General features: G+C 59.8%; 25 protein-coding genes. 9 read left to right on the top strand and 16 right to left on the bottom strand.

Going from position 1 to position 21,754, the window contains the following annotated elements:
• Positions 1-91 precede the first annotated feature (91 nt).
• On the bottom strand, positions 92-1,168 hold the full coding sequence (locus tag CAF73_RS05590) for an aminopeptidase (protein WP_085702210.1): 1,077 nt from the start codon (positions 1,166-1,168) through the stop codon (positions 92-94).
• Positions 1,169-1,225: 57 nt separating this feature from the next.
• Here CAF73_RS05590 and CAF73_RS05585 point away from each other — a divergent pair, with 57 nt between their 5' ends.
• Together CAF73_RS05585 and CAF73_RS05580 are read left to right on the top strand one after the other, a co-directional pair.
• Complete coding sequence (locus CAF73_RS05585; protein WP_085696508.1) at positions 1,226-1,648, top strand: hypothetical protein; 423 nt, start codon at positions 1,226-1,228, stop codon at positions 1,646-1,648.
• 40 nt (positions 1,649-1,688) lie between these two features.
• Complete coding sequence (locus tag CAF73_RS05580; protein ID WP_085696503.1) at positions 1,689-2,108, top strand: hypothetical protein; 420 nt, start codon at positions 1,689-1,691, stop codon at positions 2,106-2,108.
• A gap of 6 nt (positions 2,109-2,114) precedes the next feature.
• Here CAF73_RS05580 and CAF73_RS05575 read toward each other — a convergent pair whose 3' ends face one another.
• Positions 2,115-2,354, bottom strand: a complete 240-nt coding sequence (locus tag CAF73_RS05575; RefSeq protein ID WP_085696501.1) for a DUF1161 domain-containing protein — start codon at positions 2,352-2,354, stop codon at positions 2,115-2,117.
• A gap of 103 nt (positions 2,355-2,457) precedes the next feature.
• Positions 2,458-2,889 (bottom strand): OsmC family protein, encoded by a 432-nt coding sequence (locus CAF73_RS05570; RefSeq protein ID WP_085690445.1) that lies wholly within the window; start codon positions 2,887-2,889, stop codon positions 2,458-2,460.
• 243 nt (positions 2,890-3,132) lie between these two features.
• Between CAF73_RS05570 and CAF73_RS05565 the strand changes: the two genes are divergently transcribed.
• Complete coding sequence (locus CAF73_RS05565) at positions 3,133-4,134, top strand: LLM class flavin-dependent oxidoreductase (protein ID WP_065260633.1); 1,002 nt, start codon at positions 3,133-3,135, stop codon at positions 4,132-4,134.
• 63 nt (positions 4,135-4,197) lie between these two features.
• Here the strand turns inward: CAF73_RS05565 and CAF73_RS05560 are convergent, their stop codons facing one another.
• Together CAF73_RS05560 and CAF73_RS05555 are read right to left on the bottom strand one after the other, a co-directional pair.
• Positions 4,198-4,422, bottom strand: coding sequence for a DUF1161 domain-containing protein (locus CAF73_RS05560; RefSeq protein ID WP_085702209.1), 225 nt, complete (start codon positions 4,420-4,422; stop codon positions 4,198-4,200).
• A gap of 128 nt (positions 4,423-4,550) precedes the next feature.
• Positions 4,551-4,766: a dodecin gene (locus tag CAF73_RS05555; RefSeq protein WP_007953919.1), complete on the bottom strand. Its 216-nt coding sequence runs from the start codon at positions 4,764-4,766 to the stop codon at positions 4,551-4,553.
• Positions 4,767-4,922: 156 nt separating this feature from the next.
• Between CAF73_RS05555 and CAF73_RS05550 the strand changes: the two genes are divergently transcribed.
• The gene (locus CAF73_RS05550) at positions 4,923-5,249 is read left to right on the top strand and encodes a YqjD family protein (protein WP_007953918.1); all 327 of its coding nucleotides are present in this window, start codon (positions 4,923-4,925) and stop codon (positions 5,247-5,249) included.
• Here the strand turns inward: CAF73_RS05550 and CAF73_RS05545 are convergent.
• Complete coding sequence (locus tag CAF73_RS05545) at positions 5,222-6,139, bottom strand: LysR family transcriptional regulator (RefSeq protein ID WP_085702208.1); 918 nt, start codon at positions 6,137-6,139, stop codon at positions 5,222-5,224. The genes CAF73_RS05550 and CAF73_RS05545 overlap by 28 nt on opposite strands.
• Positions 6,140-6,251: 112 nt before the next feature.
• On the opposite strand from CAF73_RS05545, the gene trpB reads away from it, so the two are divergent.
• From trpB to CAF73_RS05530, 3 genes are all read left to right on the top strand, one after another.
• Positions 6,252-7,484, top strand: a complete 1,233-nt coding sequence (trpB, locus tag CAF73_RS05540; protein ID WP_085696495.1) for a tryptophan synthase subunit beta — start codon at positions 6,252-6,254, stop codon at positions 7,482-7,484.
• Positions 7,484-8,296 carry a tryptophan synthase subunit alpha gene (gene trpA, locus CAF73_RS05535; protein ID WP_085702207.1) on the top strand — a complete coding sequence of 271 codons (813 nt, stop codon included), beginning with the start codon at positions 7,484-7,486 and terminating at the stop codon, positions 8,294-8,296. Before trpB ends, trpA begins: the two co-directional genes overlap by 1 nt.
• 122 nt (positions 8,297-8,418) lie before the next feature.
• Positions 8,419-8,862, top strand: coding sequence for an anti-virulence regulator CigR family protein (locus CAF73_RS05530; RefSeq protein WP_085702206.1), 444 nt, complete (start codon positions 8,419-8,421; stop codon positions 8,860-8,862).
• Positions 8,863-8,930: 68 nt separating this feature from the next.
• Here CAF73_RS05530 and CAF73_RS05525 read toward each other — a convergent pair whose 3' ends face one another.
• From CAF73_RS05525 to CAF73_RS05480, 10 genes are all read right to left on the bottom strand, one after another.
• Positions 8,931-10,892, bottom strand: coding sequence for a DUF4105 domain-containing protein (locus tag CAF73_RS05525; protein ID WP_085702205.1), 1,962 nt, complete (start codon positions 10,890-10,892; stop codon positions 8,931-8,933).
• Complete coding sequence (locus tag CAF73_RS05520) at positions 10,889-11,209, bottom strand: DUF2388 domain-containing protein (protein ID WP_085696491.1); 321 nt, start codon at positions 11,207-11,209, stop codon at positions 10,889-10,891. The genes CAF73_RS05525 and CAF73_RS05520 overlap by 4 nt, the downstream gene beginning before the upstream one ends.
• Before the next feature lie 27 nt (positions 11,210-11,236).
• Positions 11,237-11,545 carry a DUF2388 domain-containing protein gene (locus tag CAF73_RS05515; protein WP_085702204.1) on the bottom strand — a complete coding sequence of 103 codons (309 nt, stop codon included), beginning with the start codon at positions 11,543-11,545 and terminating at the stop codon, positions 11,237-11,239.
• A 107-nt stretch (positions 11,546-11,652) separates the two neighbouring features.
• Positions 11,653-11,970 carry a DUF2388 domain-containing protein gene (locus CAF73_RS05510; protein ID WP_064592550.1) on the bottom strand — a complete coding sequence of 106 codons (318 nt, stop codon included), beginning with the start codon at positions 11,968-11,970 and terminating at the stop codon, positions 11,653-11,655.
• A 332-nt stretch (positions 11,971-12,302) separates the two neighbouring features.
• Entirely contained in the window at positions 12,303-12,518 is a 216-nt protein-coding gene (locus tag CAF73_RS05505; RefSeq protein ID WP_011331828.1) for a DUF1127 domain-containing protein, read from the bottom strand.
• Between the two features lie 321 nt (positions 12,519-12,839).
• A complete protein-coding gene (locus CAF73_RS05500) occupies positions 12,840-14,333 on the bottom strand; it encodes an acetyl-CoA hydrolase/transferase family protein (protein ID WP_085696485.1) in 1,494 nt (497 codons plus the stop codon).
• 214 nt (positions 14,334-14,547) lie between these two features.
• A complete protein-coding gene (locus CAF73_RS05495) occupies positions 14,548-15,996 on the bottom strand; it encodes an NAD(P)(+) transhydrogenase (Re/Si-specific) subunit beta (protein WP_085696483.1) in 1,449 nt (482 codons plus the stop codon).
• Positions 15,996-16,316: an NAD(P) transhydrogenase subunit alpha gene (locus CAF73_RS05490; protein ID WP_003220416.1), complete on the bottom strand. Its 321-nt coding sequence runs from the start codon at positions 16,314-16,316 to the stop codon at positions 15,996-15,998. Before CAF73_RS05490 ends, CAF73_RS05495 begins: the two co-directional genes overlap by 1 nt.
• A gap of 15 nt (positions 16,317-16,331) precedes the next feature.
• Positions 16,332-17,453, bottom strand: a complete 1,122-nt coding sequence (locus tag CAF73_RS05485) for a Re/Si-specific NAD(P)(+) transhydrogenase subunit alpha (RefSeq protein ID WP_085702203.1) — start codon at positions 17,451-17,453, stop codon at positions 16,332-16,334.
• Positions 17,454-17,887: 434 nt separating this feature from the next.
• The gene (locus tag CAF73_RS05480) at positions 17,888-18,787 is read right to left on the bottom strand and encodes a LysR family transcriptional regulator (protein ID WP_085702202.1); all 900 of its coding nucleotides are present in this window, start codon (positions 18,785-18,787) and stop codon (positions 17,888-17,890) included.
• Positions 18,788-18,945: 158 nt separating this feature from the next.
• Between CAF73_RS05480 and CAF73_RS05475 the strand changes: the two genes are divergently transcribed.
• Entirely contained in the window at positions 18,946-20,127 is a 1,182-nt protein-coding gene (locus CAF73_RS05475) for an acyl-CoA dehydrogenase (protein ID WP_085702201.1), read from the top strand.
• Between the two features lie 13 nt (positions 20,128-20,140).
• Positions 20,141-21,361 carry a CaiB/BaiF CoA-transferase family protein gene (locus tag CAF73_RS05470; protein WP_085702200.1) on the top strand — a complete coding sequence of 407 codons (1,221 nt, stop codon included), beginning with the start codon at positions 20,141-20,143 and terminating at the stop codon, positions 21,359-21,361.
• Positions 21,362-21,754: the final 393 nt, after the last annotated feature.

The raw sequence follows: 21,754 nt of genomic DNA, 5'->3' as shown, positions 1-21,754 counted from the left end.
CGCTCCCACAGGAAACCGAGTACCACTGCTGAAACACTGTCCTTGTGGGAGCGAGCTTGCTCGCGATGGAGCCAAAAATGCCGCTGTAGATTTATGAGTCTGCCAGCACTTTCAAAGCCGACTTACGCTCAACGACTGGCAAGCCACCCAACTTCTCGACCTCTGCGTAAAACCTGACCCAATTCCCTTCGACCTGCCTGAACAACGCCGCAAACGCCGGCACCCACTGGTCATACAGCCCGAACGGCAACAGCCGTGCGTTGTTCAATGGCGCATTGACCCAGGCGTCATAGCGTTTGTCTCCAGCCCACTGGCCATCGCGCATCGCTCGGTAGTCGTGTCGAAACCGTTCGAACTCCGCCGCCTTGCGCTCGCGCATCTGCGTCGTCGCCAGCGGTTGTGCATAGAGCTGTTCAAGTCGTGAGCGGGTATCGAGGATCAACTGAATGAACTGATCCCGTTGTTTCAGCTTCGAGTCGTTTTCCGGGGGCAAGCCCCGAAACGCTCGCCACTGCCGCGTACCTTCCTGCTCGACGAAGGTCGCGAAGGACTCGTTGAACTCAGTGTCGTCCTTCACATAGAAACGCTGGTGGGCCAGTTCGTGGAAGATCAGCGTCGCCAGACGCTCGTCGCCCCAGCCCATCATCGAATTGAGGATCGGGTCGTTGAACCAGCCCAAAGTCGAGTAGGCCTCGACGCCGCCGATCGACACATCCATGCCTTGCAGGCGCTGAATCGCGGCTTCGCCCCGCGCTGTGCTCTGGCTGTAATAGCCGCGATAGGCCACGCAGCCGGCAATCGGGAAGCAATGGTTCTGCGGGCTCAGGGAAAATTCCGGGGTGGCGAACACATTCCACACGACAAACGGCCGACCGATGTCGGCGTAGAGGCGATAGCTTTGGTTGTCCGGCAGGTGCAGGTGTTCGCTGGCGAAGGCCCGGGCTTTTTGTGACTGGGCCAGGTGAGTGCGCAGTCTGGCGTCGCGAGCCGGGTCGGCGATCACCTTGGCCACCGGCTCCCGCGCCCGCAAAAGCTGCAACTGACCGCTGGCCAGCTGGCTGTAATAGCTCAGGCTTGAGCAACCGTTGAGCAACAAAATCATCACACCCGGAAACAAAATCCGCAAAACGCGATCAAGTAACCCATGGCTTGGAAGCGGCCTGATCAAAATAAAAAATCCCCCGGAAAGTCTTCCCAAGACTATCCCGCCCATTGGAGCTTCGCTATGCGCATGTTGATACTGACAGGAAGCGTGCTGACGCTTGCCGGTTGTGCCGGATTCGGAATGCCGACCCCTGACCCCTCGCAAGCCTGGATCGATCTGGATGCCCGGCAACAGGACACGGCGCTGCAGGCGCTGGAAGTCGACAACAAGGCGGCCGTCGATCACCGTTACTTCGAAGTGCTGCCCGGCAGCCATGAGTTGAGGGTGCGTTATCAATTCCCGGTCGAAGCGACCAACATCGGCCCGGATGCCGAGCCGCTGTGGCGCGATTGTCAGTTGAACGTGAAATTCAAGGATTTCAATGCCGGCCAGCGTTATCAGTTGCAGGCGGGAAGCATCGGTTTCCGTCCATGGGCCAAGCTCTACGATCAACAACGCAACGTGGTGGGACAGGGCACGCCGGCGGGCTGCCAGCGAACCTGATCGGCGTTATGCTGGATGTCCGAACTCACGGACATCCATCATGCGCACGTTGATGCTGTTGCTGGCCGCAGGCTTGCTCACTGGTTGCCAGACACCGTTGCCCCCCGTCGATCCCAATATGGCCTGGGTCGAATTCTCGACGCCGTCCCCCGGCGGGAAACTGCTGATGGCCGAGCGCCTCGACAACCAGCGGCTGACTGACGGGCGTTTTTTCCAGGTCACCCCCGGCAGCCACGAGTTACGGGTGCGCTTCGACTTTGAAGTGTTCGGCGGAGGCGGCAGCCTGATGACCGGCCCCGTTGAGCGGCTGTGCTATCTGACCATCCGCTACGATCATTTCGAGGCGGGACAGCGTTACAGGCTGGAAGGCCGTTCGTTGGCGTTTACCCCGAGTGCCCGCCTGTACAACGACAAGCGGGAAATCGTCGCCGAGGACCGTGAGGTCAACTGCATCATCTGAGGCGCATCAGCGGTCATTCTTCTGATAGATGATGGCTTTGGTGCCGTTGTCGCAGGTGCCGACGATCATGGCGACGTCGTGTTTTTCAGCCTCCTCCCTGGAGACAATCTCCAGGGTGTAGGAGGGCACGGCATTCGCCTGAATCTTGATTTCGATCTCTTGCTTGAGTTCTTCGCAGTCTTTGGGCGCTGCGAAGGCCGAGGTTGCCAACACGCCACAGATAACCGCCAAGGCAAAACGTTTCATGGTTGAAGCTCCATCGAAGCAGCGCGCACGAAGATGCGCGAAAGCTGCTGTCATTTATACGACCACATTTTTGCCTGGCGGGTTCTGATCCGGCTCAATCCCGTCAGCCAACCAGCGACGCGTCGAGAGTGATCTTCGCATTCAGCACCTTGGACACCGGGCAACCTTCCTTGGCCTTGTTGCTCAATTCTTCGAACTGCGCCTGGGTTGCTCCCGGGATTTTTGCCTTGAGGATCAGTTTCACTGCGGTGATCGCAAAGCCGCCATCCACCTGATCCAGTGTGACCTCCGCCTGGGTGTCGATGCTGTCGGCCTTGAGCCCGGCGTCACCGAGAATCATCGAGAACGCCATGGAGAAACAACCTGCATGAGCGGCGCCGATCAGTTCTTCCGGATTGGTGCCCTTGCCGCCCTCGAAGCGCGCCTTGAAGCCGTAGGGCGCTTCCCGCAGGACGCCGGTTTCGGTGGAAATCGAGCCGATGCCGGTTTTCAGGTCACCTTCCCAATGTGCGGATGCCTTCTTCACGATAGCCATGTGTGCCTCCTTCAAATCGGGCGCGAAATGCCGCGCCGTCGTGGTTTTTGCCTGCAAGGCTTCTGAGGATAGACGCCGGAACAAAGTTCAGCCCAACTGAATCGTTGACTTTTTTAGTAGGAAATTTCTGATCGGCTATTGAAACTCGGGTATATGCCCTCATTGCACAGAACACGCTTATGAATTGGGCAGGTTTGCGTTCGCCAAGAACAAACCTGCACCCTCAATCGGAGATGCAGGTTTATGAAGCAACTGTCCGACGTAAAGTTTTCCACCCTCGATCTGGTGCCGGTGCGCGAGAACGGCAGCCCGGCCCAGTCGCTGCGCAACTCGCTGGATCTGGCGCAGCATGTCGAAAAATTTGGCTACACGCGGTTCTGGGTCGCCGAGCACCACAACATGGATGGCATCGCCAGTTCTGCCACCTCGGTGTTGCTGGGGTATCTGGCCGGTGGCACGTCGACCATCCGTGTCGGCTCCGGTGGTGTGATGCTGCCCAACCACGCGCCGCTGGTGATCGCCGAGCAGTTCGGCACCCTTGAAAGCCTGTATCCGGGGCGGATCGACCTCGGCCTGGGCCGTGCGCCGGGTTCCGATCAGATGACCGCCCGCGCCCTGCGCCGTGAGCGCTCCGGCAGTGCCGATGATTTCCCGGAAGACGTGGCTGAGCTGGTGCGCTTCCTCGGCCCGCGCACTCCGGATCAGCGCGTGATCGCGATGCCAGGCACCGGCACCAATGTGCCGATCTGGCTGCTCGGTTCCAGCCTGTTCAGTGCGCAGCTGGCCGGTGAGCGCGGTTTGCCCTACGCCTTCGCCTCGCATTTCGCACCGCGCTTCATGCACGAGGCGATCCGCGTCTACCGCAATCACTTCAAGCCGTCAGCGGTGCTCGATAAACCGTACGTGATGCTCGGCGTGCCGCTGGTGGCGGCCGACACTGATGAACAGGCCGATTACCTGGCAACGTCGGTGTACCAGCGAATCCTCGCGCTGATGCGTGGGCAAAGTCTGGTGCAACGTCCGCCGGTGAAAACCATGGACGGACTGTGGTTGCCTCATGAGCGTGAGGCGGTGGGTGATTTCCTCGGTCTGGCGATGGTCGGCAGTCCGCAGAAAATCCGCGCGAAACTCGAAGTGCTGATCGAACAGACTCAGGCTGATGAACTGATCTTCACCTGCGACCTGTACGAACACGCCGATCGCCTGCATTCCTACGAGTTGCTGGCGCAGGTGATGAAGGGCTGAAATCCTGCATCCGTGCACAAAAAAAGCCGACGCATTGCGTCGGCTTTTGTTTTTCCGGGGTGATCAGCCGCGGGTGTAAACGATCTCTTTGGTGCCGCCTTCGCAGGTGCCGACGACTTTGCCGTCACTGGCCGCACCCTTGTCGACAACCTCCAGCGAATACCCGGAAACGCCCTTGGCATCCAGCTTGGCCGCGATTTCAGCCTTCAGTTCTTCACAGGGCTTGCCGGCAGCAAACGCACCACCCGCAAGGCTCAACAAACCTACTGCCAATATCAACTTCTTCATCGGTCGCACTCCCTGGTCGGATTAATTAAGGCGGGCATCGAGCCGTTCGCTCGATGCACTCACCTCGTAGCGCATTGCCATTCCTATGGCACTCGGCCAGCGCGCAAGTTCAGAAGCGTAGACCAAACTCAGCTGCTGGCAATCCGGAACCCGACTTTCAGGGTCACTTGAAAGTGGGCAGCCTTGCCGTCCTTGATGTGGCCGCGGGTTTCGGTCACTTCGAACCATTCCAGATGCTTGATGCTCTTGTTGGCCTCGGCCAACGCATTGTTGATGGCGTCTTCGATGCTGCTGGTGGACGAGCCGACCAGCTCGACTTTCTTGTAGGTGTGATGGTCACTCATGGTGTTCTCCTTGAAGTGTGCAATTGAGCCTAGCAGCGATTTGCCGTGTTGATTTCGGCGTCTTGGGCGAAGGGAAGTTCAGATTTTCTGCACTTTCCGAAAGCCGTGAAGTCCCAAACAACACACGCCACTCATCACCAATGCAGGAGAGCCACCATGGCCAACACCTCGTTACGCAAAGCCTCGTTGCAAAGCATGGAAGCGGAGATCGAGAGTCTGCTCAAGTCGTTGGAAAGCCTGAAGGACGACGCTTCGGACGAGTCGCGCAAGACCCTCAAGGCGCTCAAGGGCAACGCCGAAAGCGCGTTGAAACACTCGCGCAGCCTGCTCAGCGATGCCTACGAAGAAGTCAAAGTCAAAACCCGCGAGACCGGGATCGCCACCCGCGATTACGCGCAGGAACATCCGTGGACGACTGCCGGTGTGGCGGTCGGTGCGCTGGGTCTGCTGGCCGCTTACTTGCTGTTCAAGCGCGGCGAGTGATCCGCCTGGCGCAGCTCGTTCCTGAGCCACTGCGCCAATTGCCGGGCGCGCCCGTCTGCGGCGCGCTTGGGTAGCCACAACGCCAGTTGCGCCGGGGTTTCAATGAAACCCCACGGCGCGACCAGGCGACCGGCCTTCAAGTCTTCGGTCACCAACGGTTCCGGCGCAATCGCCACGCCCAACCCGGCGACGGCCGCTTCCAGCAAGTAATACAAATGCTCGAAACCTTGCCCCAGCTTCAACGCCTTGGCGTCGAGGCCGCTTTGCTGAGCCCAGCTCGGCCAGGCTTGCGGGCGTGAAGTCGTGTGCAGCACGGGTTCGTCGAGCAGGGCAATGGGCGGTGCCGATTGCAGGCGCGGGTAGCCGCTGAACAGCGGGCTCATGACCGGGCCGATGCGCTCGCTCGCCAGCTCGTACACCTGCATGTCCGCCGGCCATGGCGGTTCGGCGAACAGCAGCAATGCATCCAGCCCCGGGCGTCGTGGATCGAGATCGCCTTCTCCGGCCGACAGGTGCAGACGCAAATCCGGCAGATCGGCATTCAAGCGTCCCAGTCGCGGAATGAACCAGCGCGCCAGCAGACTCCCGGAGCAACCGAGCACGAACGGCGCATCGGCGGTGCTTTGGGTCAGTTCCGCGCAAACGCTGCGCAAGCGGTCGAACGCCTCGCCGCTGGCATCGCGCAGTCGGATGCCGGAATCTGTGAGTTTCAGGCCACGACCGTCCTTGACGAAAAGACTGACGCCGAGATGCTCCTCCAGCACCTTGAGCTGGCGGCTGACCGCACCGTGGGTCACATGCAGCTGTTCCGCAGCCTGGCTGACGCTGTTCAGACGGGCGGTGGCTTCGAAGGCACGCAAGGCGTTAAGCGGGGGAAGGTCATGGCTCATGATATCTGTGAGTTTTCCTGACAGGTTGTGGCGATCTTATCGGTTTTCAGCCTGGAAGGTCAGGGGTAGAGTGAACGCCATTGTCTTCTCGTGAAATCCGCTGGAGCGAACCATGACCCAGACTTCGAACACCTCCGATCTGCGTAACGGCCCTGACGCCAACGGCCTGTTTGGCTCGTTCGGCGGCCGTTACGTTGCCGAAACCCTGATGCCGTTGATCCTCGACCTGGCTCGCGAATACGAAGCGGCCAAGGACGATCCGGCGTTCAAAGAAGAATTGGCCTACTTCCAGCGCGACTATGTCGGACGTCCGAGCCCGCTGTACTTCGCCGAGCGCCTGACCGAATTCTGCGGCGGCGCCAAGATCTACCTCAAGCGCGAAGAGCTGAACCACACCGGCGCGCACAAGATCAACAACTGCATCGGCCAGATCCTGCTGGCGCGGCGCATGGGCAAGAAACGCATCATCGCCGAGACCGGCGCCGGCATGCACGGCGTGGCAACCGCCACCGTGGCTGCGCGTTTCGGTCTGGACTGCGTGATCTACATGGGCACCACCGACATCGAGCGTCAGCAGGCCAACGTGTTCCGCATGAAGCTGCTGGGCGCCGAGGTGATCCCGGTGGTCGCCGGCACCGGTACGCTGAAAGACGCAATGAACGAAGCGCTGCGTGACTGGGTGACCAACGTCGACAGCACCTTCTATCTGATCGGCACCGTGGCCGGTCCGCATCCTTATCCAGCCATGGTCCGCGACTTCCAGGCCGTGATCGGCAAGGAAACCCGCGACCAGCTGCAAGCCCAGGAAGGTCGTCTGCCGGACAGCCTGGTGGCGTGCATCGGCGGCGGTTCCAATGCCATGGGCCTGTTCCACCCGTTCCTCGATGACAAGAGTGTGGAAATTATCGGCGTCGAAGCCGCCGGTTACGGCATCGAAACCGGTAAGCACGCGGCCAGTCTCAACGGCGGTGTACCGGGCGTGTTGCACGGCAACCGTACTTTCCTGCTGCAGGACGACGATGGTCAGATCATCGACGCACACTCGATTTCCGCCGGCCTCGACTATCCGGGCATCGGCCCTGAACACGCGTGGTTGCATGACATCGGTCGCGTCCAGTACACCTCGGTGACCGACGACGAAGCCCTCGCCGCATTCCACCAGTGCTGCCGTCTGGAAGGGATCATTCCGGCACTGGAAAGCGCTCACGCCCTGGCCGAAGTATTCAAACGCGCACCGAAACTGCCGAAGGATCACCTGATGGTGGTCAACCTGTCCGGCCGTGGCGACAAAGACATGCAGACCGTCATGCACCACATGGAAACTTCCAAGCAGGAGAAACACTGATGAGCCGCCTGCAAACCCGTTTTGCCGAACTCAAGCAACAGAACCGCGCCGCGCTGGTGACCTTCGTCACTGCTGGCGACCCGGACTACGACACTTCGCTGGCCATCCTCAAAGGCTTGCCGAAAGCCGGTGCCGACGTGATCGAACTGGGCATGCCCTTCACCGACCCGATGGCCGATGGTCCGGCGATTCAGCTGGCGAACATCCGGGCCTTGGGCGCCAAGCAGAACCTGATCAAAACCCTGCAAATGGTCCGCGAATTCCGCAAGGACAACAGCGACACGCCGCTGGTGCTGATGGGGTACTTCAACCCGATCCACAAGTTCGGCGTCGAGCGCTTCATCGCCGAAGCCAAAGAGGCCGGCGTTGATGGCTTGATCGTGGTCGACATGCCGCCGGAGCACAACTCTGAGCTGTGCGATCCGGCCCAGGCTGCGGGCATCGACTTCATCCGCCTGACCACCCCGACCACCGATGATGCGCGTCTGCCGAAAGTGTTGAACGGCAGCTCCGGCTTCGTTTACTACGTGTCGGTCGCCGGTGTGACCGGTGCCGGCGCGGCGACGCTGGAACACGTCGAGGAAGCGGTGGCGCGTCTGCGTCGTCATACCGATCTGCCGATCAGCATCGGTTTTGGTATTCGCACGCCGGAGCAGGCCGCGTCCATCGCGCGTCTGGCCGATGGTGTGGTGGTGGGCTCGGCGCTGATCGATCACATCGCCAACGCGACCACGCCGGACCAGGCCATCGACGGCGTGTTGAGCCTTTGCTCGGCGCTGTCCGAAGGCGTGCGTAAGGCTCGCGTCAGCTGAAGGTAAAGTTCCTGATACAGAGGAATTAGAGCCTCCACGCACAGACTAACCAAGCAAGACCGAGGGATTCAGAACCACGTTCTGAATCCCTTTTTGCTGTCAGTGCAGTGAGGAAAGACCCGATGAAAATGCCGAAACGTCTGATTGCCAGTCTGGGCGTGCTGATGATCAGCGCGACTCCGCTGTTGGCCAGCGCCGATCCGCGCGACGATCACGACCACGGCGGCCCGCAACAGGGCCACTACGACAATCGCGGTGGCGATCATCATGATTGGCAAAGCAACCATCGCGGTGGCCCGCCGCCTCGGGATTTCGGCCCGGTGCGTCAGGTGATCCGCGACAATCATGGCTACTTCGTTCGCGGTGCGCCGCCACCTCCAGGCATCCATCTGGTACGTGGCCGGCCGCTGCCCCATGGCTATTACGGCGAACGGCTGGATAACCGGGCGTTGAGTCGTCTGCCGTATTACCCGGGTTATGAATGGCGTCGTGCCGGCGGTGACATCGTGCTGATCGCGGTGGGCACCGGGGTCGTTTACGAAGTGTTGGATGGCGTTCTGTACTGATCGTCAGGCAATAAAAAAGACCGCAGCCTTTATTGGCTGCGGTCTTTTGTTTTCAGGGCCGGTGTTTTTCAGGGTAATTCCAGTCCGCCGGACGCTTTGTGCAGTTTGCGCAGATGCTCGCCGATCTGCTTCACATTCGCCTCGTTGGCCGCGATCTCGGCCGCTCGTTTTGGCTCAAGAAGCGCGCGCACTTCCTTGTCGAGATCGCCGGTCAGAGCCAGCAACTGTTTCTGGCGCTGGCTGCTTTCCGCTTCAAGCCGGCTGAATTCGCTCGGTTGCGGCAGGCCATAACCCCGGGAATCGAGCAGTTCTGCCGGTCGACTGAGGAAGCCGCTGTTGGCGAGGATCTGCTGCAACGTCGCATTGGCCTTGTCCATACCGCCGTTCTCCAGCTCCCGGGCGCCGAGGTAGCGTTGCTTGACTTCATCCTGAGCCAGCAACAATTGGCGGCGGAAACTGGCTTGCTCCAGCAATAGCAGTGCGGCGCTGGTGCGCAAGTCGGCCCGTTCGAACCAGGGGCGGCGCTCTTCGGCAGACAGCGAAAGCCATTCCTCGACGGTTGTCTGCTTGATCGGCAATTGCTTCTTCAAGACATCGAACATCGCCTGATAACGGTCACGGAACGAGTCGAAACGATAACCCAGGCGTAACGCCTCTTTCGGATCATCGAGCACGCTGGTGTCGGCCAGGCCACGCCCCTTCAATACTTCCAGCAAGCCGTTGGGCATGATGCTGTCGAGGCCGGTGAGCCGGGCGTTGTTGCTGCCGCTGCGCAGCAGTTTCAGGCCTTCGACGGCGCAGTTGTTGGAAAGGAAGAAGTAATTGCCGTCGTAGCTCCAGTGCATTTCGGCAGCGTGTTCGACAACGCCCTCGATTTCACTGCGCGAGAGGTTCAGTGGCACAGATGCCAGACTGCGCAGTTCGGTTTTGGTGTATTCGTCGATCACCTGCGCCAGCGGCAGCACGAACAGTCGTGACGGGTACTTGCCGACCAGACCGTCCCAGCTCGACAGCTGCACGTCACCGACAAAGGCGCGGTATGACAGCACCAGATGCTGATCCAGATCCAGTCGGCAGTCCGGCCCGCGCGGCCGGCCCGGTGCGCAGATCACCAGACGCAGCATGCTGTGGCCCCAACGGCTGACCCAGTTCTGGTTGGCTTCGGCCAACAGGTAATCCACCGCGTACACGCGCTCCGGATCGACCTGGCCCAGGGGCTGTTTGGCAAAGTCGTTGCCGGCATTGAGGAAGGCGAAGGTTTTGGCGCACGCATCCTTGGCCGGCGGTGCCCAGCCGAAGTGTTGCTGGTAATAGCGATACAGCGCCGGGCGTCGGCAGGCGTAACTCGGGTCGAGGAGGAAATACTCCATGTTGACCGCGACAAACTCCTTCGGGCTGGAGATTTCGTAGAGATCGGGGCTGCGGGCGATCTGCCGGTTGTGCTGTTCCCGCTCACCCCGGCGCCCGACGTATTGCTGCCAGCCGGCAAGATCGAGCAGGCGTGGATCATCGCTGAGGGTGAAGCGCCGACCGTTCTGGCCGCGGCATTCATCGGGAATGCCGATCAGCCCGGCGCTGTTGTTGCGCCGGGTGCAGCGCTGGATCAGCGTGCGTTCGGCCGCCGGCCACAAGCGCGCGCGATCGTAAATATGGGTGATTTCGTGCAGCACTGTGGCCAGCAGTTCGCGGCGAACCGTGCCGTGGGGGCGATTGGTTTTTTCTTGCGCCGCACTGCCGTCGGTAAGGCTGGCGAGCAGTTTGCGGTTCAGGTCCAGCTCGGAGACGAGCGTCGCCTGGCCGTAGGCGTTACCGGGCATGTCGTCGGTCCAGCCGACATCGATGCGCCGGTCCAGGCGTTCGATGAAACTTGGCGGCAAGGCCTGCATGGCTTCATCGAGCAGCGCCTGGCTGGCTTGTTGTTGGGCGGGGCTCAGGCCATCGGTCTTGAGCTGCAATTGCAGGCCGGCGTGGGCGTTGTTGCCAAGCAGCAACAACGCCCCGGCCAGCAGCCAGGCGCCGAATGACTTCACAGTGCGAGGATGGCTTCGGCGAGTACCTGATCACTGGCGTCGCGAGCTTCCGGCACGCGGGTGCGCAAGGTATTGAAGGCGGCTTCCAGGTTTGCACCACGGATATCACCGTCGGTGGCCACGAAACTGGCGGCGTCGTCGTGGGCTTCGCGGATGATTTTCGAATCGCGAATCGACGTGGTGGTGTCGGAGGTGAAATCAATGGTGCGCTGGGAGGCGCGGACGATGATGTTACTGGTGGCTACCAGGGTGTGCGCCTGGGCCATATCGGCTAACAACAGCATGCCAAGGGCGGCAGCAATCAGCGGGCTACGCATGGAACGACTCCGAAAAGACAGGGATGACTATTGGACGAGAATTGCCTGTGCCAGTTCAAGGTCGCTGACATGAAGTTTTGGCCGGCTTTTGCGCAGGTAATGCAGGGCGGATTCCAGCTGTGCGCCGCGCATCTGGCCGTCACTGGCAACGAACGCTGCAGCATCGTCCTGCGCGGCGATGATCAGTTTACGGTCGAACGGCGCGGAAGACACCATGCCGGTGGCCCAGACGCTGACCACGGTGTTTTGTGTGGACACATCGAAGGCGTCTGCCAGAGGAGTCCAGCAGGCGGCGATCAGTACGGAGGGGATGAGCAGATTTGAAAGAAAACGCATGGGACTCGGCAACTGTTGGCGAGTCCCAAGGCTAGCGCAATGCCCGGACTGGAGCCAGCGCCGAAACATCGGGACATGACCGGCGTGTCCCGGAATGTTCCTGTCGCTTAGATCGTCAGAATGGCCTGGGCCAGCTGTGCGTCGGTCGCGTTCAGTTGCGGAGCCTGATGACGGATGTGATCCAGTGCGCTCTCCAGTTTCACGCCACGGATTTCGCCTTCGCTGGCCACGAAGCTGGCAGCGTCGTCACGGGCGGCGAGCACGATCTTGTCGTCACGGAAGGACGAAGTGACGTCGGACGTGGCATCGGAGGAGGACTTGAGCGCGCCAACCACGGCGTCGGTAGTAACGATGAAGCTGCTGGCACTGGCGTTGGCAGCTACGGCCAGCAGGGCGGCGGCGCTGAGCAGACGAAGGCGGGACATGGGAGAACTCCTGTGGGTAAACCGTATTGAGAGGTGGCTCGGTGTCTGAGGGTCAGACGCCATTCGCACAGCATTCGCCACGTTCTGCATGGATCTTAGGCTCACCTTGCGGATTCGCACAGTGGTCAGGGTGCTGGCCTGAACACATTTTTCGCAACTGTACTTATCGTTTGTTTGGTTTTTAAAACTGTACCTATCTGATGTTTCAGGCTTGGGTATCAGGTTTTTCAGGCCTGAAACGACAAGACCCGTCGCGGTTTCCCGCGACGGGTCTTGTGTATTCAATTCGGGTTGCTGGCGGTGGGTCTAGCGACCAGAGCCAGCGACGCTACTTAGCGCCAGAACGGCTTGCTCAGCTCTTCGTAGCGTTGTGCTTCGCTAATCCCGGCGTCAGCCAGCAGACGCGAATCCAGACGAGCCAGTTGGTGGCGGCTGGAGATGCGGCGCTGCCACAGCATCAGGTTGGCGATAACGCGCAGAGGCAGGGAAGCCTGGGTTTTTACAGCTTTGTCTTCGAAGAACAGTTCGGAACTGAGTGTACGTTCCATGATTGACATCCTTCCGCTTGTGGCGGGATTAGGTAGTGGTTTAACTGGTGCCCATGATCCTCTCGTTTGGCCAGACTCTCTAGATACAGTTCACCTGTATTGTGAGTGACCAGTTAACTGTTTATAGGGGGTGTACGGGTCAAAATTGCGCAAACTGTACCTGTCTGCGCCTATTTGGTGCATTTTTGCCCAGTTCGGTGGTTTAAGTAGGGAAAGACTGTAGGAAATGACCGGTACAGCAGTACAGTTTTTGTAGGGATTGGGGATTTTGAGAATCCCGCTGACGAAACTGTGTTTGCGCCAGCGGGAAATCTGTGCGGATTACACGGCCAGCATGCGTCCGGTTTCTTCCAGATTGATATGCCAGCTCAGGGCATCACGCAGGATGTGCGGCGTGTGGCCGCCAATGGCGCAGGCTTTTTCGAAGTAGTCGTTCAGCGCCTGGCGGAAATCCGGGTGTACACAGTTATCGATGATCACCCGGGCGCGTTCCCGGGGCGCCAGGCCTCGCAGGTCGGCCAGGCCAACCTCGGTCACCAGAATGTCGACGTCATGTTCGGTATGGTCGACGTGGCTGACCATCGGCACCACGCTGGAAATCGCGCCGCCCTTGGCGATCGACTTGGTCACGAAAACCGCCAGATGCGCGTTGCGTGCGAAGTCGCCCGAACCGCCGATGCCGTTCATCATCCGCGTGCCGCAGACGTGGGTGGAGTTGACGTTGCCATAGATGTCGAACTCAAGGGCCGTATTGATGCCGATGATGCCGAGGCGCCGTACCACTTCCGGGTGGTTGGAGATTTCCTGCGGGCGCAGCACCAGCTTGTCCTTGTACTTCTCCAGGTTGCCGAACACGTCGCTGTTGCGCCGCTCCGACAGGGTGATCGAGCTGCCCGAGGCGAAGCTCAGCTTACCGGCGTCGATCAGGTCGAAGGTCGAGTCCTGCAGCACTTCGGAGTACATGGTCAGGTCTTCGAACGGCGAATCGATCAGCCCGCACATCACTGCGTTGGCAATGTTGCCGATCCCGGCCTGCAGCGGTCCGAGCTTGTTGGTCATGCGCCCGGCATCGACTTCCTGCTTGAGGAAGGCGATCAGATGATCGGCGATGGCCTTGGTGTCGACATCCGGCGACGACACAGTGGATGGCGAGTCCGACTGTTGAGTGATGACGATGGCGACAATCTTCTCCGGCGGGATCGGGATCGCAGTGCTGCCGATGCGGTCGTCGACCTTTACCAGCGGAATTGGCGTACGGGTCGGGCGATAGGTCGGGATATAGATGTCATGCAGACCTTCGAGGTTGGCGTTGTGTGCCAGGTTGATCTCGACGATCACATGTTTGGCGAAAATCGCGAAGCTCGCCGAGTTGCCCACCGAGGTGGTCGGCACGATGTGGCCCTGTTCGGTGATGGCCACGGCTTCGATCACGGCGATGTCCGGCAGCTTCAGTTGCTGATTGCGCAGTTGTTCGACGGTTTCCGACAGGTGCTGGTCGATGAACATCACTTCGCCGGCGTTGATCGCCTTGCGCAAGGTGCTGTCGACCTGGAACGGCATACGCCGCGACAGCACGCCGGCTTCGGTCAGTTGCTTGTCGAGATCGTTGCCCAGGCTGGCGCCGGTCATCAGGCTGATCTTCAGCGGCGTGACCTTGGCTCGCTCGGCCAGCGCATGGGGCACGGCCTTGGCTTCGCCGGCGCGGGTAAAGCCGCTCATGCCGACGGTCATGCCGTCCTCAATCAGCGCAGCGGCGTCGGCGGCGCTCATCACTTTATCCAACAACGAAGGCAGGCGAATACGGTCACGGTACATGGATTATTTTCTCGGGCAGCGAGTAGCAGGATGCGCAGTCTAGTGAATTTCGCGAGCGCCTGTCCCGCTACCAAGGTCGCAAACGAGGCGTCTATTTAGCGGGTTTCAAGTAAAACACCGTTACTGGATCTGCAACAACGCGGCAAATTGTCCGACGGTTTGCGCTAACAAAAACGCCCCGACAAGTCGGGGCGTTCTGTATTGCCGGCGAGGGTTACTCGACTGCTTTGACCATGTCTTCGATGACTTTCTTCGCGTCGCCGAACACCATCATGGTCTTGTCCAGGTAGAACAGTTCGTTGTCCAGACCGGCATAGCCGCTGGCCATCGAGCGCTTGTTGACGATGATGGTCTTGGCCTTGAACGCTTCGAGGATCGGCATGCCGGCAATCGGCGATTTCGGATCGTTCTTGGCGGCCGGGTTGACCACGTCGTTGGCGCCGAGCACCAGCACCACGTCGGCCTGGCCGAACTCGGAGTTGATGTCTTCCATCTCGAACACCTGGTCGTACGGCACTTCGGCTTCGGCCAGCAGTACGTTCATGTGTCCGGGCATCCGACCGGCCACCGGGTGGATCGCATACTTCACGGTCACGCCATGATGGGTCAGTTTCTCGGTCAGCTCTTTCAGCGCATGTTGCGCACGGGCCACCGCCAGACCGTAGCCAGGCACGATGATCACGGTGTCGGCGTTGGTCAGCAGGAAGGTTGCGTCGTCAGCCGAACCGGATTTCACCGGACGGGCTTCCTTCTCACCGGCAGGACCGGCGTCCGCGGTGTTGCCGAAACCGCCGAGCAGTACGTTAAAGAAGGAACGGTTCATCGCCTTGCACATGATGTACGAGAGGATCGCACCGCTCGAACCCACCAGCGAGCCGGCAATGATCAGCATCGAGTTGTTCAGCGAGAAGCCGATACCCGCCGCCGCCCAGCCGGAATAGCTGTTGAGCATCGACACCACCACCGGCATGTCGGCGCCGCCGATCGGGATGATGATCAGCACGCCCATGACGAACGCCAGGGCCAGCATCAGGGCGAACGCGGCGAGGTTGCCGGTCAGCATGAAGGTGACGCCGAGGATCAGCGTCGCCAGGCCCAATACTGCGTTCAGCTTGTGCTGACCGCTGAACTGTACCGGTGCGCCCTGGAACAGACGGAACTTGTACTTGCCGGAGAGCTTGCCGAACGCAATCACCGAACCGGAGAAGGTGATTGCACCGATGGCTGCGCCGAGAAACAGCTCCAGACGGTTACCCGCCGGGATCGAGTCGCCCAGTTGCTTGACGATGCCCAGCGACTGCGGCTCAACCACAGCGGCGATAGCGATGAACACCGCTGCCAGGCCGATCATGCTGTGCATGAACGCAACCAGTTCCGGCATCTTGGTCATTTCAACGCGCTTGGCCATGATCGAACCGGCGGTGCCGCCGATCAGCAGACCGACGATCACATAGCCAATGCCGGCGGTGGCCCCGCCTTGTTCTAAAGAGAGCGCGCCGAGCTTATAGATGAGGCCGACAGTGGTCAGGATTGCCAGCGCCATGCCGAGCATGCCGAACAGGTTGCCGCGGCGCGACGTGGTCGGGTGCGACAGGCCTTTGAGGGCCTGGATGAAGCAGATCGACGCGATCAGATAGAGCGTCGTGACGAGGTTCATGCTCATTACTTAGGCGCCTCTTCTTTTGCTTTCGGGGCTTTCTTCTTGAACATCTCAAGCATGCGGCGGGTGACCAGGAAGCCACCGAACACGTTGACCGCGGCCAGTGCCACGGCGAGGGTGCCCATGGTCTTGCCCAGCGGGGTGACGGTCAGTGCGGCGGCAAGCATGGCGCCGACGATCACGATCGCCGAAATGGCGTTGGTCACCGCCATCAGCGGCGTGTGCAATGCGGGTGTAACGTTCCAGACCACGTGGTAACCGACATAAATCGCCAGCACGAAGATGATCAGGTTGTAGATACCGGGGGAGATAAGCTCTTCCATCGTCTGAATCCCTGCTTAGGCGTTTTTGCGGATGACTTGGCCGTCGCGGCACATCAGGCACGCGGCGACGATGTCGTCTTCGAGGTTCACTTCGAACTGGCCTTCTTTGGTGAAGACCAGCTTCAGGAAGTCCAGCAGGTTGCGTGCGTACAGCGCCGAGGCATCTGCGGCGACTTCACCGGCGAGGTTGGTCGGACCGACGATGGTCACGCCGTTCTCGATCACGACCTGGTCGGCCACGGTCAGCGGGCAGTTGCCACCCTGGGCAGCAGCGAGGTCGATGACCACCGAGCCGGGTTTCATTTGCGCCACAGTGTCCGCGCTCAACAGCACCGGAGCCTTGCGGCCCGGGATCAGAGCGGTGGTGATGACGATGTCAGCCTGCTTGGCGCGCTCGTGCACGGCCTGGGCCTGACGCTGCATCCAGCTCGCCGGCATCGGGCGTGCGTAACCGCCGACGCCGACCGCGCATTCGCGTTCTTCATCGGTCTCGTAAGGCACGTCGACGAATTTGGCGCCGAGGGATTCGATCTGTTCCTTCACAGACGGACGTACGTCGGACGCTTCGATGACGGCACCCAGACGTTTCGCCGTGGCAATCGCCTGCAACCCGGCCACACCGGCACCCAGAATCAGCACTCGCGCCGCTTTCACGGTGCCCGCAGCGGTCATCAGCATCGGCATGAATCGCGGGTAGTAGTGAGCGGCCAGCAACACGGCCTTATAGCCGGCAATGTTCGCCTGGGACGACAGCACGTCGAGGCTCTGAGCCCGGGAGGTACGTGGCGCCGCTTCCAGGGCGAACGCGGTAATCCCGCACTCGGCCATCTTCGCGATGGTGTCGTTGTTGAACGGGTTGAGCATGCCCACCAGCACTGTGCCGCGCTTGATCAGCGTGAGCTCGGCATCGCTTGGCGCGACCACTTTGAGAATCAGCTCGGCGCCAAACGCGTCATTGGCACTGCCAATGGTTGCGCCTGCCGCTTCATAGGCACTGTCGACAACGCTGGCTTTAACGCCGGCGCCGGTTTGCACAGTGACCTTATGACCTTGGCTGATCAGCTTTTTAATGGTTTCCGGGGTTGCAGCAACCCGTGTTTCACCGGTCTGGGTTTCGAGAGGAACACCAATGTGCACGTCAAATCTCCTGCGTGATCTTATTGAGTAAACCCATGCACTACGGATGGTGCGACTGGGGCGGCCGATCAGCACGATCCCGCCAAATCAGGGCGGGGCGCGGCATTTTGCAGGCGAAGTTTATGCCCTTCAAGGGATTATGACGGGTGACGGAAAATTAACTACAAGTCATCCCGTGACCGAATGTCGCAGATGGCCAGTTGAATCCCTTGCAGGCCGTGCCTTTCAAGGAGTCTGGATGAATTTGAAGATTTTTCTCATCGGTGACGTGAATAGGCCGCAATGAGTCGCGAATGAGGGCGCAAAGCCACGTCGGCAGGCGCTTGTGGGACGTCTGTACGACTTTCGGATACAGTCTGTCTATTTGCGACAAATAGTTATATCTGTAGGGCTTTGATTTTCCTGACTACGGGGTTAGTAATCGCTGAAACCCTTTAGCCCTCTAGGTTGTAGCTGTGTGCCTGATTCACCAGCCAATCGCGAAAAGCCTTGAGGGAGGCCGATTCGACCTTTCGCTCCGGAATCATCAGGTAATACGCCTTGATGCTGGAGAGCGCGTTCGGGTTGGCAATCACCAGGCGTTTCTCGGCCAATTCGCGTTGAATCAGGAATGGCGGGATCAGCGCGATGCCCATGTCGTGCATGGCCGCCTGGGCCAGCATGGAGAATAGCTCGTAGCGCGGACCTGTCATGTCTCGGGGGATGTTCAGGTGCTGCGAGTTGAACCACTGTCGCCAGGCATAGGGGCGGGTGGTTTGCTGGAGGAGAGGGAGATCGGCGATTTCATCGGGTGTCAGGTGAGTTTTGTTGCCGAGCAGGGTGGGGCTGCACACCGGCATCGGACTCTCGCCCATCAGTCTGTGGGATTCGGTACCCGACCAATCGGCATCGCCGAAGTAGATGGCAGCATCGAACTCGGTGTCGGCAAACAGGAAAGGGCGGGTACGGTTGGTCAGGTTGACCGTTACTTCCGGATGCTTGATCTGGAAGTCCTTCAATCTTGGCAGCAGCCATTGCGTGCCGAAGGTGGGCACCACGGCGAGCTCGATCACGTTGGTGCCTTGCTGACCCATCACTGACAGCGTGTCGCGCTCGACGGCATCAAGCTGGGTCGCTACTCGACGGCTGTAGGAAAGCCCCGCTTCTGTCAGCTTTACTCCGCGACGGGAGCGTCGGAACAGTTCGACACTGAGGAAGTCCTCGAGACTGGCTATCTGTCGGCAAATGGCGCCCTGGGTGAGGGAAAGTTCTTCGGCGGCCTTGGTAAAGCTCTCGTGACGGGCGGCGGCTTCGAAGCTGATAAGGGCGGTGGTGCTGGGTATCTTGCGGCGCATGTACGTCAACCTCACTAATACATCGCTTAATCGGTATCTCGCGACGTTTCGGAGTGAGAAATTAGCACAACGGGATGCAAAATCCTCGTTTGCCGGGAGGGCGAAGCGGGCCTAGGATCAATGCCACGTTAATTCACCCGATTTGCGAGGACTCACTCATGGGCGGTAAAGCTAGCTTCAACTGGATCGATCCACTGCTACTGGATCAACAGCTGACTGAAGAAGAACGCATGATCCGCGACGCTGCCGAGCAATTCGCCCAGCAGAGCCTCGCGCCGCGCGTTCTGGAAGCCTTCCGACATGAGAAGACTGACCCGGCAATCTTTCGTGAAATGGGTGAAGTCGGGCTGTTGGGTGCGACCATTCCCGAGCAGTATGGTGGCAGCGGCCTCAACTATGTCAGTTACGGTCTGATTGCTCGTGAAGTCGAGCGTGTTGATTCCGGCTACCGTTCGATGATGAGCGTGCAGTCTTCGCTGGTGATGGTGCCGATCAACGAATTCGGTACCGAAGCACAGAAACAGAAGTATCTGCCGAAACTGGCTTCCGGTGAGTGGATCGGCTGCTTCGGTCTGACCGAGCCGAACCACGGTTCCGACCCGGGCGCGATGATTACGCGTGCACGCAAGGTCGAAGGCGGCTACAGCCTGACCGGCGCCAAGATGTGGATCACCAACAGCCCGATCGCCGACGTGTTCGTGGTCTGGGCCAAGGACGATGCGGGCGACATTCGTGGTTTCGTTCTGGAGAAGGGCTGGAAAGGTCTGAGCGCTCCGGCGATTCATGGCAAGGTCGGCCTGCGAGCTTCGATCACCGGCGAAATCGTCATGGATAACGTGTTTGTTCCCGAAGAGAACATTTTCCCGGACGTGCGCGGTTTGAAAGGTCCGTTCACCTGCCTCAACTCCGCACGGTATGGCATCTCCTGGGGCGCGCTGGGTGCGGCTGAATTCTGCTGGCACACCGCTCGCCAGTACACCCTGGATCGCCAACAGTTCGGTCGTCCATTGGCTGCTACTCAGTTGATCCAGAAGAAACTGGCGGACATGCAGACCGAGATCACTCTGGCGCTGCAAGGCTGCCTGCGTCTGGGCCGCATGAAGGACGAAGGTACTGCTGCGGTTGAAATCACTTCGATCATGAAGCGCAACTCTTGCGGCAAGTCTCTCGAAATCGCCCGCATGGCGCGTGACATGCTGGGTGGCAACGGGATCTCCGATGAATTCGGCGTGGCCCGTCACCTGGTTAACCTGGAAGTAGTGAATACCTATGAAGGTACTCACGACGTTCACGCGCTGATCCTCGGTCGTGCGCAGACCGGCCTGCAGGCGTTCTATTAACAGGAGAGCGACCATGGGCGCGCTGTCGCATCTGCGGGTATTGGATTTATCGCGAGTGCTGGCCGGCCCATGGGCTGGTCAGATTCTCGCCGATCTTGGGGCGGAAGTGATCAAGGTTGAGCGCCCGGGCAATGGTGACGATACCCGCGCCTGGGGTCCGCCCTTTCTGAAAGACGCTTATGGCGAGAACACCAGCGAGGCGGCGTATTACCTGTCGGCCAATCGCAACAAGCAATCGGTGACGATCGACTTCACGCGTCCCGAAGGTCAGAAGCTTGTGCGTGAGCTGGCTGCCAAGTCGGACATCCTGATCGAGAACTTCAAGGTTGGTGGTCTGGCGGTTTATGGCTTGGACTATGAGTCATTGAAGGCTGTCAATCCGGATCTGATTTATTGCTCGATCACTGGTTTCGGTCAGACCGGGCCGTATGCGAAGCGTGCGGGTTACGACTTCATGATCCAGGGACTTGGCGGGCTGATGAGCCTCACTGGACGTCCTGAAGGCGATGAAGGCGCCGGCCCGGTGAAGGTGGGTGTGGCGCTGACGGATATTCTGACCGGCCTGTATTCGACTGTGGCGATCCTGGCCGCGCTGGCTAACCGCGATCATGTTGGCGGTGGGCAACATATCGATATGGCGCTGCTGGATGTGCAGGTGGCGTGCCTGGCCAACCAGGCGATGAACTATCTGACGACCGGGACCGCGCCGAAACGGCTGGGGAATGCGCATCCGAATATCGTGCCGTATCAGGATTTTCCTACGGCAGACGGCGACTTCATTCTCACGGTAGGTAATGACGGACAGTTCCGAAAATTTGCCGAAGTGGCCGGGCAGCCGCAGTGGGCGGACGATCCGCGTTTCGCGACTAATAAGTTGCGGGTGGCGAACCGCGCTGTGCTGATTCCGTTGATCCGCCAGGCGACTGTCTTCAAGACGACTGCCGAGTGGGTGGCTCAGCTGGAGCAGGCAGGGGTGCCGTGTGGGCCGATCAATGATCTGTCGCAGGTGTTCGAGGATCCGCAGGTGAAGGCTCGCGGGTTGGCGATTGAGCTGCCTCATGCGCTGGCGGGGACGGTGCCGCAGGTGGCTAGCCCGATCCGGTTGTCGCGGACGCCTGTCGAGTATCGCCATGCGCCTCCTTTGCTGGGCGAGCATACATTCGACGTTTTGCAGCGGGTACTGGGTCTTGGGGCGGGAGCAGTCGCTGCGATGAAAGAGGATGGGGTGCTCTGATGGCTCTTTCTATATAGAAGGGGGGATGCTGAATCCTTCTTCTATATAGAGGGACTTGAAGAGGGACTTGAGTGTTTTTTGGCTTTTTCGCAAGTTATTGAAAGAAAAGCGAAATTAAGGGTTGACGGCAGATTCTGAGTCTCTATAATTCGCCCCACTTCCGGCGCAGTCGAAACGGAAAACTCCTTGAAATTCAATGGGTTAAGTAAGTTTCGACGGTGGCTCGCTTCAGTTCATCGAAGCCTGGAAGGCGTTGGAAATGCCGGTGTGCTGGGCGCTTTCAACGGTTCGATCTTCTCGGTCGAAAGCGAAGAAAAAGAGGTGTTGACAGCAGCGTGTAACGCTGTAGAATTCGCCTCCCGCTAACGAGAGATCGGAAGCGCAAGTGGTTGA

The organism is Pseudomonas sp. B15(2017) (genome assembly GCF_002113215.1).
Taxonomy (GTDB): Bacteria; Pseudomonadota; Gammaproteobacteria; order Pseudomonadales; family Pseudomonadaceae; genus Aquipseudomonas.
The sequence above is the reverse complement of the archived record's forward strand: the minus strand, read 5'-3'. Positions and strand labels throughout refer to the sequence as shown.